General features: G+C 56.6%; 10 protein-coding genes. All 10 read right to left on the bottom strand.

Going from position 1 to position 13633, the window contains the following annotated elements; all coding sequences use genetic code 11:
- A partial coding sequence (locus QLQ85_RS14575) for an IS1182 family transposase (protein ID WP_282737540.1) occupies nucleotides 1–1412 on the bottom strand: 1412 nt, incomplete at its 3' end.
- An 80-nt stretch (nucleotides 1413–1492) separates the two neighbouring features.
- On the bottom strand, nucleotides 1493–2146 hold the full coding sequence (locus QLQ85_RS14570; protein WP_282739661.1) for an antitoxin Xre/MbcA/ParS toxin-binding domain-containing protein: 654 nt from the start codon (nucleotides 2144–2146) through the stop codon (nucleotides 1493–1495).
- 79 nt (nucleotides 2147–2225) lie between these two features.
- The gene (locus tag QLQ85_RS14565; protein ID WP_282739660.1) at nucleotides 2226–2471 is read right to left on the bottom strand and encodes a hypothetical protein; all 246 of its coding nucleotides are present in this window, start codon (nucleotides 2469–2471) and stop codon (nucleotides 2226–2228) included.
- A gap of 28 nt (nucleotides 2472–2499) precedes the next feature.
- Nucleotides 2500–4551: a protease Lon-related BREX system protein BrxL gene (gene brxL / locus QLQ85_RS14560; RefSeq protein WP_282739659.1), complete on the bottom strand. Its 2052-nt coding sequence runs from the start codon at nucleotides 4549–4551 to the stop codon at nucleotides 2500–2502.
- Nucleotides 4552–4656: 105 nt separating this feature from the next.
- Nucleotides 4657–7287, bottom strand: coding sequence for a BREX-1 system phosphatase PglZ type A (pglZ, locus tag QLQ85_RS14555; RefSeq protein ID WP_282739658.1), 2631 nt, complete (start codon nucleotides 7285–7287; stop codon nucleotides 4657–4659).
- Between the two features lie 43 nt (nucleotides 7288–7330).
- Entirely contained in the window at nucleotides 7331–7771 is a 441-nt protein-coding gene (locus tag QLQ85_RS14550) for a hypothetical protein (RefSeq protein WP_282739657.1), read from the bottom strand.
- An 18-nt stretch (nucleotides 7772–7789) separates the two neighbouring features.
- Nucleotides 7790–7954, bottom strand: a complete 165-nt coding sequence (locus QLQ85_RS14545) for a hypothetical protein (RefSeq protein ID WP_282739656.1) — start codon at nucleotides 7952–7954, stop codon at nucleotides 7790–7792.
- A complete protein-coding gene (locus QLQ85_RS14540; RefSeq protein WP_282722146.1) occupies nucleotides 7955–8701 on the bottom strand; it encodes a hypothetical protein in 747 nt (248 codons plus the stop codon).
- Nucleotides 8679–9860 carry an AAA family ATPase gene (locus tag QLQ85_RS14535; RefSeq protein ID WP_282722145.1) on the bottom strand — a complete coding sequence of 394 codons (1182 nt, stop codon included), beginning with the start codon at nucleotides 9858–9860 and terminating at the stop codon, nucleotides 8679–8681. Before QLQ85_RS14535 ends, QLQ85_RS14540 begins: the two co-directional genes overlap by 23 nt.
- Complete coding sequence (pglX, locus tag QLQ85_RS14530) at nucleotides 9857–13534, bottom strand: BREX-1 system adenine-specific DNA-methyltransferase PglX (protein WP_282739655.1); 3678 nt, start codon at nucleotides 13532–13534, stop codon at nucleotides 9857–9859. The genes QLQ85_RS14535 and pglX overlap by 4 nt, the downstream gene beginning before the upstream one ends.
- Nucleotides 13535–13633 lie beyond the last annotated feature (99 nt).

The following is a 13633-nucleotide window of genomic DNA, read 5'->3' as shown; positions in this document are numbered from 1 at the left end:
CCATTGACTCCCAAGATCTTTATGACACGCTTCAGGTTGTACGCCAACACATGAAGACTCATTTCCGTGCTCACATTTCTGCGCCGCTTTGTCGCGAAGTGTGTCGCCCCCATCCAAGCCTTCAGCGTGCCAAAGGGATGCTCCACCGTTTGTCGCCTTAGGCGCATCATCTCTGGATTCCAATCGAGGCGTGACTGTGCGGCTTCAAGCACATCTTCATGCTCCCAGCGCTTGATCCGTCGTTGCTTGCCAGTCGTGCATTTTTCTTTCATGGCACAGGTTGCACATGCCGAACTCCAGTAAGCATGCAGCTTCATCCCTTTATCTAACGTTTCATACCGCCATGTCAGCCGCTGTCCAGCGGGGCAGGAATATTCATTGCTCTCAGGGAGATACCGAAATGCGTCTCTTGGGAAAAAGCCCTTTGCCTGGCTTGGCGATGTCAGCGGCTTGGGGAGATAGGTAGTGATCCCTTCCTTGTGACAGGCCAGAATCTCCTCGCCCTTGAAGTAGCCTCTGTCAGCCACGACCTTCAGCTCCTTGATGCCAGTGGCCTCCCGCGCTTGCTTGGCCATATTAGAGAGCTGCCCCCGGTCATGCCCGACGTTGGTCACCTCATGGGCCACAATCAAATGGTGCTGGCTATCCACCGCAGTCTGTACGTTGTAACCCACATTTCCGGTACCTCTGCCACTGGTGGCCATCGCTCTGGCATCTGGATCCGTCAAAGATACTTGCTGATCGGGAGACTTCAACCTCTCCTCCTCAACTGCTTGTAATCGTGCAGTCTCTTCCCGGAGCTTCGTGATTTTTTCCTTCAGGTGCGCTGTTTTGGCCTCGGCCAGAGCAGGCTCATCTCGGTCGGCTGCATCAAGCTGACCAAGGTACCGGTTGAAACTTTCTTCGATCTGCTCAAGGCGACGTTTCATCTTGGTCGCAGTGAAATTTCGGTTGCGGTTGTTGACGGCTTTGAACTTGCTGCCATCGATGGCCACGATGGCTTGTGAGAACAGGTCCAGCCGCCGGCAAAGCACGATGAACTCTCGACAGACACGGCGGATGGCCTCGCCGTTATCCTTTCGGAAGTCTGCGATCGTCTTGAAATCCGGTGTCAGGCGCTCCGTCAGCCACATCAGCTCGACATTACGCTGCGTCTCGCGCTCCAGGCGACGACTCGACTGGATACGATTGAGGTAGCCGTAGATATAGAGCTTCAGGAGTACAGCGGGATGATAGGCGGGCCTTCCTGTCGCATGCGGATCGACGCCCTTGAAACCAAGCCCTCTGAGATCGAGGCCCTCCACGAACGCCTCAATAGCACGGACCGGGTTATCGTCTGCGATGAAGTCGTCCAAAAGCGCGGGGAACAACGTGCTTTGATCTCGGGCTTCTCCTACCACGAATCGCTTCATCGCCATTTCCTCAGCGAACCTTGGCAAAGTATAGCGGCCGGTGCGTTTTCACACAGCCTCGGTCGTCAGAAGACATTCCCTCACATATAAACCCCATGCTCGATCCGGATCAGCACATCATGTACCTGTTGCGGATCTTCATTGAGTACTTCAATCGGAGAGCGGCCGTTCAGCTGCTTCAATGGTGCTTTCATCCAGCGCCGAGCCTTCTCCTTATCCCCAAAGACCCTTTCTGCCGCCCCCCATACGTCATTCGCGTTGAGGTACTCCACCACCTCACGGCCGACGTCAGGCATTTCCTGCCAGGCTTTCAACTCTTCAGTGTGTGGAGCCTGGGGGTCGCACTGTGCAAGCAACTGATCGAGTGAGTAAGGTCGCTCCACCAAGGGAACAGCCTCGGTGGTATTAATGCCACGAAGATTGAGGGTCGTCCGCAGCCAGGCTTCAACCTTTGCACACACCGCGTCGTTTTCTTCAGGCGCCACGAGGGCTGCGTCGATCTCGGAACTGCGGCGTATGAAAAATTCGTCAGGAATGATCAGGGAGTAGCCGCCACGCAGGTAGGCGATGATCTCGCCGCTCATGGCGGCCATGTAGGAGCGTTCGCTTTGCAGACACTCCAGGGCCTCGCGGAAGCTCTCCAGGGGCTGGGGGAAGCGGTCGCGGAGGTCGATGGCCCGGTAGGCGAAGATCCGCTCCAAAGGGTCTGTAGGGAGAAGTGTTGGCTGTGTCATGGAGTGGCTACCCGAAGTCATGCTTTCGATATAAGAGTAGCCTACAGAGTGGCAGGCGCTCCCCTGCACGGAGTCGGTGTCAGTCCAGAAAGGCGCCTATGCCTTCCTCATCGATGGCGGCCTGTACCGCATCCAGGTCAGCCTGGTCGGTGGCGAAGCGGTCATCCCAGACGTTGGAAGTACCATCCTCGTTGACGACTTCCAGCAGCCAGTCGGTTTCGTCTTCAAGCCGGTAGATATCGACCCGCAGGGTATGGCCATCGCGAGTGATGGACTGGCTGAGCGGACTCTGAATCAGTTCGGGTTCGGTACTCACGAGGTTCATTCCAAAATCGTTGTCGGGGTAAGGGGCATTACTCCACCCCCAACCCCTTCACCACGGCATCCACCGGCTCGGCATAGAAGCTGGTCTGGAACTTGGTGAACAGCTCGGCGGGGATGGTGGGGATATCCGCGGCGCTGGCCATGGGCAGGGTGACGCGCTTGCCGCCGGCGTCGAAGGCCACCTGCAGGCACTCGGCCAGACTCTCCACGGGCTTGAGGCTGCCGCCCAGGCTCATGTCGCCCAACACCACCATCTGGCTCTGGGTGGGCCGGCCCAGCAGCCCGGACGCGAAGGCCACCAGGCTGGCCAGGGCGAGATCTCGCAGCACGCCGGTGTTCTGCAGATCGACCACGTGCAGGTGGAAGTCGTGTTCCAGGACCTTGCTTGAGCCGCTGATGCGGCTGGCGTTGGCCTTGAAGTAGTCGAAGGCCATTTTGACCTGCTCCTTGGCGGAGGTGGAGTTCCACAGTCCCGACATTGCCAGCTTGCCGCTGCCGGCGGTGACCTGGAGCTCGATGCGGTAGACCCCCGGCATGCCCTTGTCGCTGAGACCGATGGTGTGCACCACGCCGGGCTTGCCGAGGCCCTCGGGGATCAGCCCGCCGCCCCCTTGCTCCTTCACCGCGACGAAGTGCTCCTCCAGCGTCTCCTTATCGATGTAGCTGAAGTGGACGTCGTAGAACTCCATGCCGCCGATCTTTTTGAGCTGCTCCTTCACCCGGCGACGCACCTGCAGGGCGTACTCCAGGCACTGGCGCACGTCTTCCTTCTGGTACTCGCCGTGCGGGTAGAGGAGCTTGAGCAGGCCGGAGACAGTCTTGCGCACGGCGATCACATCGCGCTGGTTGAGGTTGTCACCCAGGCGGAAATGCTGGTCGATGGCGTCGGCGAAACTGCGCTTGCGCATCTCGCGGAAGAACTCGGCCAGGTAGTCGACGATGAAGCCGTAGCGCTGGGTGAAGAACGACGGCCGCATCTTGGGGATCTCCCAGCCCGGGATGTAGGCGTGGAAGCGGTCGAAGAAGGCGGCGTCGATCATGGCGTCGGGGAATGGGGTCAGCAGGTGGCAGGTCTTCACCAGCGACTCCACACTTTGGTTGATGTTGCCGATGAACACCATTGAGGCGGAGGCCTCCATCTGCTCGCGCCCGCGGGCGAAGGAGCCGGAGGCCATGTAGTCCTTCATGATCTGCACGCCGTCCTTGTCCTTGAACGAGATGCCGGCCACTTCGTCGAAGGCCACCAGGTCCCACATGCCGACCAGGCCGATGCGCCGCGAGCTCATGTTGTAGAACAGGTTGGCCACGGTGGTCTGGCCGCCGGAGACCAGAATGCTGTTGGGCGAGCACTCTTTGTAGATATGGCTCTTGCCGGTGCCGCGGGGGCCCAGCTCGCAGACGTTGTAGTTGTTCTCGACGAATGGAATCATGCGGGCCAGCAGGTGCCACTGCACCTCGGCGTCCAGCTCCGCCGGTTCCATGCCGATGGAGCGCACCAGGACCTCGCGCCATTGGTCGGTGGTGAAGCCACGCCGCCCCTCGAACAACTCCTCCATGTTCATGTGCGGCATCTGGATCGGCTTGAGCTGGCTGACCCCGAATGGTGAGCCGCGCTGGCCCTCCTCGTGGTAGTAGCTCAGGGTGGCGATCACCCAGATCCCGCCCACCAGCAGCTTCTCGTGTTCCTTGACGATACCGGCGGAGATCTCGGCATCCTTGATGCCCAAGTTGCTGAACGCCGCCTCGTAGCAGTCCTGCCGCTCGTTGAGGCGCACCGTCACCCGGTCGATGACCTTGAAGCTGCCGCGTTCGCGGACCAGGGATTTCACCTTCTCCGCCTCGTCGGGGCGCACGTAGTTGTCGGCGAGGATCGTCTTGACGTTCTTCAGGCCCTCGTCGATCACCTCCTGATCGTCGGTGGCACAATACATGCCGAGCAGATACTCCAGCACGTAGACCGGCACGTTGGCGCCTTCCTTGACCCGCTGAGTCAGGTCCTTGCGCACCACCCGGCCGGCGAAGTGGGTGTTGAGCAGGGTGTCGAGATCGCTCTCCTGCTCCACGGCGGGCTGAGTAGGCATATCGGGCTGCGGTTCACTGTCCATGCTGAAAGTCACGCCAGAGGCTCCAGAATACGGTGGTGACAGGGTGCCATCGTGAGCGCCTGGCTGAGCCAGGCCCTTGGCTTAGAAGAAATCATCGGTGAAAGCCAGGTCGATGACCACTCGGTAGCGTTCAAGCTCGGTGCCCAGGTCCTTGTCGCGCAGCACCAGGAAGTAGTCGCGCTTGCGGTCGAAGTCGGTGCCGGAGAGTGACAGTCGCACGGACTTCATGCGCTCGTTCATGTTGTCGCTGGTACTGTCGAAGGTCACCGTCTCTTCGCTGGAGACTGCCTCGGTGCCCTCATAGATGGCTACGGCCAGGGTGATGGGCTTGAGCTGCTCGCTGACCGCCTCGGTCTGCAGCAGGTCGAAGCGCTGGATGTTGTTGACCATCTTCAGAGAGGCCTTGGGCGAGATCACGTCCACCTTGCGTCGGGTGCGCTTCTCGACCTTCTCCCCGCGCAGCTGCTTGACGGTGAGCACCGGTACAGCAATCTCTTGGGGCATTATGCCGCCATGCACGAAGCGCGCGCCGCCGACGAAGTGGAAGCGATGAGCGCCCTTGGGAATCCAGAACTCGGTGTCGCAGGTGGTGCCGGCGGTCTCGTGGATATGGCCGTGCCACACGCTGGGGTTGTCCGGAAGATTCGTCCCCAGCACGTAGCGCTTCTTGCTCTTGAAGGCGCCGGCCGGCTTCTCGGTCAGGCTGGTGCGGTCGCTGGCGTCCAGCTTGCTGCGCTGGAACAGGAAGCCGTGATCGGCGGTGACCAGCACGGTGCTGGTGTTGAGGTGCATGAGGATCTTGCGGGTGAGCGTATCGAGCTCCTCGATGGCGTCCTCCACCGCGGCGAAGGTCTCGCCCTCGGTACTGGCGGCATCCCCCCGGGCGTCCACCACGTTATGGTAGACGTAGACCAGCTGCATGCCCTTGATCGCTTCGCGCCCCTGGTCGCGGGACCAGCCCTTTACCTCCTCGGCGGTGACGGCCATGGCCTGGCCGCCCGCGGCGGCGCTCAGGCGCTGGCTGCGGTTCTCGGTGCCCTGGCTCGACTTGCCATCCACCAGCACGCTGTCGCTGCCGGGCTGGTAGCTCAGCTCCCGGTGCGGCAGCAGCGAAGCCATGCCCAGGGTGGTGTAGCTGGGTACCACGCCCAGCTGGCTGCCTAGGGTGGCCGCACTGTAGCGTTTGGCGTTGATGCGCTCGCGCAGCTCCTCGGCCGCCTCATAGCGGAAGGCGTCGCTGATGATCACCACCAGGCGTTTGTTGCGGTGGGCATCCAGATGCGGGCGCACCACATCACGGAAGAAGTGCTGCTGGTTGGGGATGCGCGGCAGCTTCCAGTCGTGCAGGCGCCCCTCGGCGTCAACGCGCTCGCTCCAGTTGCGGGTAAGCTGCCCCAGGAACCACTCGTCATAGCAGCGCTCCACTGCCTCATCGAGTTTCTTGAGCAGCTCCACGCTCGAGCTGTCGGAGGCCACCGCATAGTGGCGGTAGGCGGTATCGAAGCGGTAGAGCTCAGTGCAGTACGCGTGATAGAGCGCCTCGACGCTCTCGTAATGAAAGCCGTTGAGGTGCTGCTGCCGCAGGGCGAACAGGTCGATGGCGGCGTTCAGCGCGGCGTAGAGCTGGCGGTAGAAGGCCCGCCGCTCGTCGTTCTTGTGCCGCGAGGCCCAGTAGCCGTCCAGGCGTTCGGCGATAATGCCGCGGAACATCTCCAGGTCACGAACGTCGGCCTGGGGAATGGCCAGACACAGGTCGACGATGATCTGCTTCTCGGCCACCTCGAAGGTGGCCACATTGGCCAGCCGCTCAAGCGACACGTCGCGGATCTTGTCTTCGATACGCAGCGCCTCGGCGACCCAGCCCGAGATCACATCGAACGCCGGATAGAAACGCGAGCTGTCCCTCCAGCGCGACAGCAGCGCCCGCGAGGTGGCCCGAGCATTCACTGAGGCAATCGCATGGCTCTGTGCCCAGTCGGGGATCTCGGAGATGCTCTCGCAGTAGCCGGTGGTCAGCAGCCGCAGCATGAGTTGGCCGAACTGCAGCGGGGCTTCCCCACTGAGCTCCGCCTGGGTGGCGGGATAGCCCACCTCCAGCTGCAGGGCCCGCACCAGGCTCGGCACCAGGGCGTACTTGGCCATCTCCTCAAGCGAGGAGGAATTGCTCTCCAGCCCCGTCTCCTCGGACACGGCCTCTTCAGCCAGATGGAACAGAAGCGTGGCGATATCACCGGCGGAAGCGCCCACCACGGCGGCGCACATGGCCAGATCCAGGCCGTCCTCGTCCATCTCCGGCGTCACCAGACGCTTGAGCGCCTCGATCCGTTTGCGGCTGCCTAGGAACGCCTGGCGCTTCGCCAGATGATCACGCAACGCATGTCGCGTGAGGCCCAGCTCGTTGAAGATCATCGACAGCTGATCGGCGTAGAAACGCCCGGAGTAGAGTTTGATGTCCAGCAGCCAGTCATCCTCCGGCGCCGGCTCAGAGTAGGGGAAGTAGAGCAGCGTCGGCCTTTCCGGCTCATCCAGCTCCAGGCGCAGCTTCACACCAAAGGTGGACTCACCGGCCATATTGAGGATCTGCACACCATCCAGGGAGAGCTCATCCAGTGCATCGGCAAAGTGCCCGGGGGCGTCGTACCAGAAGACCAGGCGGTGGCCGTCAGTGAAGAAGGCATACTGAAGCCCTTGCTGGAGTTGGCTGACTTGCATCACTCCTCCTTGGTAGCCGCCGTGGTTATTGTGTTTCTTAAAATCACCTTGGTCTCCACTGGAATCCGACAAATATTGATCCAATAATAGAGAAGGTTTGCCCTATGGACATTTTTTGAAGGTTAACAATTCCGGAAGACGACGGCGCTCCGGGATCAACGAATAAAAAATAGGCGCCCGCCACTAATAACAAAACACCCACAACACCCATCCAAGGCGTTGCTTGGCTATCGCTTTCTGACGCAACACCTCTGTTAACATCAGAGTTACTATCAACCCTGCCCTCAAGTATTTTTTGATCCTCATGAATGCATTGCTGACTACCACTAGATGAGTCAGCACACTTTTCGCACAAATTTTTTGAAGAGTTTCCATAATTTATTAATGTGTTTTTTCCACACCTGTCGCATTTCATAGCCAACCTCTTTTCTATTCTCAAATAATAAAAATCCACCAATAGGGTTTTGAACCACATCATGATCATCTAGCTTCAAGAGCAGCTTTACCCCGAAGTGGACATCCCGGCCATATTGAGAACCTGCACGCCGTCAAGGGACAGCTCATCCAGCGCTTCGGAAAAGTGTCCGGCATCGTACCAGTAAACCAAGCGGTGACGGTCAGTGGAAAAGTCTTGGTGAAGGCTCTGTTGTAACTGGTTGATTTGCATTTATGCTGTCCATCCATTCACCATTTCAACAACCTCCCTGAGCCTATTCTTGAACACTTTCAGTGAAGGCATATCGATCTCTTCAACTCGAACATGGCGCTGCGTAACTAGCTCATTGAGCTGATCAGTGGAAGGTTTTCCACCCAGCGCATCATCCAGTTGATCCTTGAGAGGGTTTTGGCTGCGATCATTGCCGGACTCCTTCTCAAGGGCAGCGCAGTGCTGATAGGGAGATTCCGGTTTTAAAGCGCACAGCAGCCATGCTTCAGATTTAGGTTTAGGCAGCATCGCCACGCCATTCTTGAAGCCCTCATCATCAAAGCCTTTCAGCATGGAGTTGTATTTTTCTTGCCACTCTCCGCGCCCGGCCGAAGCGGTACCGTCCCCATCCCGAAACAATACGGCAATGATCTGGTCGTCCAGCTCGGCCGCCAGCGACAACGCCTTTCTGGCAAGCGACCTGGCGTTTTCATAGTAATATGTTGTTTCTTTCGGTGTTTTTTTGCCCCGCAGACGCTTTGGCTTTTTTCCCGCTTTGGGTTTGTTCTCCACCAGATACGACTTGCTGACAAAATGAACCATACCGTTTTCCAGATGCGAGAATTCATAGCCTTGGCAATGTTCCACCAACTGATCCACCACCCATGCCATCGGCCCGGGCTGGTAGGTCCCCGCTTGGCACTGATTCGCCGCTGGGTAGCACACGCCAATATCACTAGGTCCTTCACCGCTCAGTAGCAGCAGCATCCATGCCCTCCTGCTGGCTCAGCGTCTTGATCTCAGATTCCAACTCGGTAAGTTGTGTATCGATAAACGCCTCTCCTGGTCCCATGATGCTAAGCTTTTCAGCAAGAGAAGGAATCGAGAAAAGGTGGATGGCTTGGGTAGCTCCATAGGCGTTCTTGTAGAGATAGATAACGCCCTTCTTGGCGACGTCATCTTCCAGAAAGTTAAGAATTACCGGGCTGTGTGTTGTCACCATCACTTGGTGTTCGCTTTCCACCAGCGCATCAACAAGAAATTCGACAAGCTCGGGGTTGATGCCATTTTCAATCTCGTCGAATAGCAGAAAATGCTCATCGGATGACAGCTGGGAAAGCACCGCCATCAGGCGCAGCAAACCGTCGTTGGTATGACGCGCCGGCGTTTTCAGAAATTTCCCGGCAAACTGTTCGGAGATATCAAGGTGCTTCCATCCCGAACGCAACGAGCGGGTCTCGATACTGGCAAGCTGCGGGTAGACATGCTTAAGCTGGTTCAGCAGGTGCTGCCTGGCCTCACTGCCTTGCTCATGCAGGTATGCGGATAACTTTTGCCCTCCGAGGCCCAGATGGCCTGCGGACTCTCTGGTTCTCTGACGCAGGAATTCAGGGGATAGCAGGTCTAGGGAGCGGATATTTACAACCTGCTCTCTGAGTGCCTGAAGAACGTCACCAAGCTGCTTGGGCTTCAACTGAGAAAGTATCGAACCCTGGTACTCGAACACGATATCCATTTTTCTAGTTCTCAGTCCGGCATCGCTTCCATTTACCAGCCAGCATTCCGCATCTTCCACCTTTAAAAGGCGTACTCCGTCGTGAAAAACTTCTTCTGACGTGCAGCGAAGAGAGTGGCGATTAAAGCTGGCAGACCATTCCACCAGCCCATGATCATGAATCTCAACTTGCACATAAAAGTCAATGTTTTGCTTTGGGGTAAGACGCGAACCAATATCTCTTTTATCCCACTGCCTAAGTGCCAGCCACTCATCTAGCTCACCGCGCATCTGCTGTGAAATAAAGTCCATCGCTTGGAGTAAAGTCGACTTTCCCGCGCCATTAAGTCCAACTAGGCAGGTAAAAGATGTCAGCCGCAGTTCAAAATCAACCAACGACTTAAAGTTGTCGATACGAATCTGGTTAATCATGCTGGCTTCTCCCCGGTGACGGCCTTCATTTCCGCCAACAAATCCCCAAACTTCCCATAGTTCGCCTTCACCCCATCATCGAGATCCAGTGAGATGCGCTGGTCAGCGTGGTGGCGTAGTTTCTCATCGAAAGCATTGAGCTCGGCCTGCTGCTTGTAGAGCTTGCTCAGCTCCTTCTCGATACGCTTAGCTTCGGCGGCGGAGGTGCTGGCGTCTTTGTCCTGCTCCAACTTCTCGGCGTAGCTGGCAAGCTTGGTGGTCAACGGGATCACATAGTCGGTGCGCATCTCCGCCAGGGTGCTTTCGTTGTAGCGGTGCAGGTAGACCAGGCACTCGAAGGCTTTCTGCTTGCCGGAGCTGAACAGCCAGTAGATGGGGCGTTTCTTGTAAGTGCGCAGGTGGTCCTTGTAGAACTGGGTGCTCAAGTAGCGGCGGATGGTATCCAGTGCCGCTTCGCCCTTCTTTGGCTTGATGGCATGTAGGCAGAGGCTTTCGGCCACGAAGTCAAGATTTTCCTGCAGGTTTTCATCGCCCCAGACGGTGCGAATGAAGTCACGGAAGCGGTTGGTGGCATCGTCCAGAAACCACTCCCTATCGGTCAGAGGGATAATGCCGTTACAGTCAACAGGAAAAACTGTATAAACCCCATCGGCGATGAGATCATCAAACCCTATATTACCAGCATGAGCATAAACCAATCCCTCACGATCCAGAGAGTATCTTCCGAACATACATCCTAAAGCATAGCTGACAAACTCCGAAACAGTATCAGACTGGAATCTTCCCTCTAAATCTTCTAAATTCCGATCTTCTTCCTCATCATATCTATAATATGGATTAGCCGTTAGAGTAATTTCATTTACTGGAATATCTTCACTTTGCAAATGATCCATCTCATAAGCATCATCAAACAACTTGTTGTTTTCTTTTTCTAGGTTGGCAAGCTTGTCCACTAGCGTTTTGTCTTGAGCCCTAATTCTTCTATATATCTCCCTCGCATTACAAGTATTTTTAATTAGAGTTAGCGGAGAAGCTAGAAAATGTTGTGATCGCTCAAGTCGATCCCAATCTTTTTTAGCTATCTCGACGCATTCGCGACCAATTTCGTTTGACTTACTTAAATCAAAGTCACATACAGGGAGGGAAGACAGGGCACCTTCTGAATAGTCTATGGTTGGTGATGTCTTTCTAAGAATATCGATCACCACTGCGCTATTTATGAATGAGATTAATGAGAAAACTGGCCAGCTGTCACTTGGAAAACAAACAGACCCTTTGCTTTCGAATGCATATCCCTCGGGAAAATATCGCATTGAAAGGTTGGCGCTTGTTATTGTGGACCATGTGCCTCCAGGTTTAAAAAACCAATCCACATTTTGTGGACGAGATCTAAGCCTTCCGTCACTGTCTTTAAATTTTTTTATTCTTTCACCTCCATGCTCCCAGTCAATCAGGTGTTCTATATTTCCGTACCACTTTCTATACCTCCCTCCTTTAGAGCAGAAGAACCATTTTCCATCGGGGCTTGATTCACCCTCCTTGCCAAAGCCTATCTTTGTCACATCAACTTCGTGCCAGAGTCGTAAAAACCTCTCATTCTCTCCTGTTTTTATTCCCTGTCTAGGATAAGCGTAGCTTCTCAATACTCGTCCAGAATCATAAGATTTGTATATAGACTCACTCAGTGTAAACACAAACGGGCTGCTTGGAATTGAGGCAAATCTTTCAAGAGGCAAATCTATTCTCCTCCCCTTGCCTTCCATCTTTTTTAATATTTTCTTTATTTCGTCTGACTGTTCTTCAAGCCCCCACACTTCAGTTAAATCAAAAAACGATGAAATTGAATTTATTTGTGATTTTTGTGCCGCAAAAAAACAAATGGGAACCGCGGCACTTTCTGATATTGCATGGTATTCGGGCTGAACTAATGTTCGAACCTTGATTTTGTCAATCAACAAGTGACGAAAATCTTCGTATGAAGAAAGGAACATCCATGTATATGGCGTCATTAAGCCACAGTACGCGTTAATTTTTAAAAGCCCATCAAATCTAACGGCGAAGGCCGCGTAAAGGTCATTTTTCCCTTCAGGATATTCACTCTCTACATAGTTTTTAACTTTTCCCACCATTGCTTTTTTAGCTAAATAGGGCGGATTTGCAACGACAGCATCGTATTTTTGTGACATTACCCACGCCTGCTCCACGATGGGCATCAATTGCTTGGCAGCAATCTTCTGCATGATGTCGCCGCTGTCGCTGAGCTTATTCAGCTCGTCCCGCAGGGTCTTGAGCGGCGCTTCAAAGCTATTGGGCACTTCGATCAGCGAGCCAAAGGTCTTGGCGTCCTGGAAACGCTCGATCAGGTCGACGATGGCCTTGTAGGTGTTGTCGTTACTGGAGAGTTCCTTCTGCTCACTCTCGAACAGGCTCTGGGACTGGCCTTGGTGCCAGTCGCCGGTGAGGTTGAGGTCGCGCCATAGGGTGCTGGCATCCAGGTGCTGGGTGCTCTGCAGGGCCATCACGTTCAGGCGGATGCCACGGCTGAAGATCCGGCGGTCGTCTTCCCGTGCCTTCATCAGCAGCGCGAAGCCGGCGAGCTGGGCGGCGCGGTCATCGATATCCAGGCCGAACAGGTTGTTCTCCAGGATCAGCTTGGGGATGTCCCGAGATCGATAGCCGCGCTCCTCGTAGATGGCCTTCAGCACGTTGTAGGCCTCGACCAGGATATGGCCGGAGCCGCAGGCGGGATCGAGCACCTTGACCGTCTCGGGGTCGATGCTCGTCGGGGTGATGGCGTCCAGCTGGGCCTGCACCTCGGGCTCCTGCTCGGCGGGCTCGATGTAGTAAGGCATCTGCCCCTTGAGGGGCGAGTCCGGGTAGGTCTGCAGCCACTGGCGGCCGACGGAGTTCTGGACCAGGTACTGGACGATCCAGTTGGGGGTGAACAGCTGGGTGGCGGCGGGGATGTCCTCGCTCTTCACCACCTTGCCGATCACCTGGTCCTTCTTCTCGGCGATGTAGAACTGGTAGAGCCAGCCGATCACCTCGACGTCCTGCCAGTCCTCCTCGGGAATCGCCTCGACCAGCTCGCGGATCAGCGAGTCGGTCTTGGTCAGGTTGTAGGGAAGCAGCAGCTCACTGGCGTCGTCCAACGGCTCGAACAGGAACGGCATGGCCTCATGCAGGGCGTGGCACTGGGCCAGCAGCAGCTCGCGGTAGAGGGCCTCGTCCTGGGTTCCGTCGAGCTTGAGCTCGCGCACCCGGGTGGTATCCAAACCAGGAAGATCGATCTCCAGGCAGTCATCGAGGATCTGGAAGCCGCCCTCGTGATCCGGGTGGGACAGCACCCGCCGGCCATGATCGAGGTAGCCCTTGAGCTCCATGAAGCGGATCGCGCACAGGCGGTTGAACCAGCTGTAGGCGGCCTGCTCCATGGCCTGCTCGAATCCCAGCTGGGTCACCCACTTGGCCAGCGCCTCGCGGGGGTCGCGCAGGGCCTTGGGGAAGCTGTGCGTCTGGCCATCCGGGGCGCTGATCAGCATCACGTCGCCACGCACCTCGGCGGGCGCCACGTGGCCCTTGGTGATGCCGTAGCGGGAGGCCTGGCGGGTCATGGTCTCGATGAAACGGGTACGCGCCTTGGGAGCGTACTTCTTGATGTTCCCTGTAATCATGCTGAATTCCTGATCGTGCGGGTTGCCGAGGGCTGGCGAGATGTTCTTGGCTGTCCCGTGTCCTGGGACACGGGACAGGCTTCATGGCCAAAAGATGAT

Origin of the sequence: Halomonas kalidii, from assembly GCF_030010475.1 — a bacterium.
GTDB lineage: Bacteria > Pseudomonadota > Gammaproteobacteria > Pseudomonadales > Halomonadaceae > Halomonas > Halomonas heilongjiangensis.
Note: the sequence above shows the minus strand (reverse complement) of the source record. Positions and strands in the feature narration are given on the sequence as shown.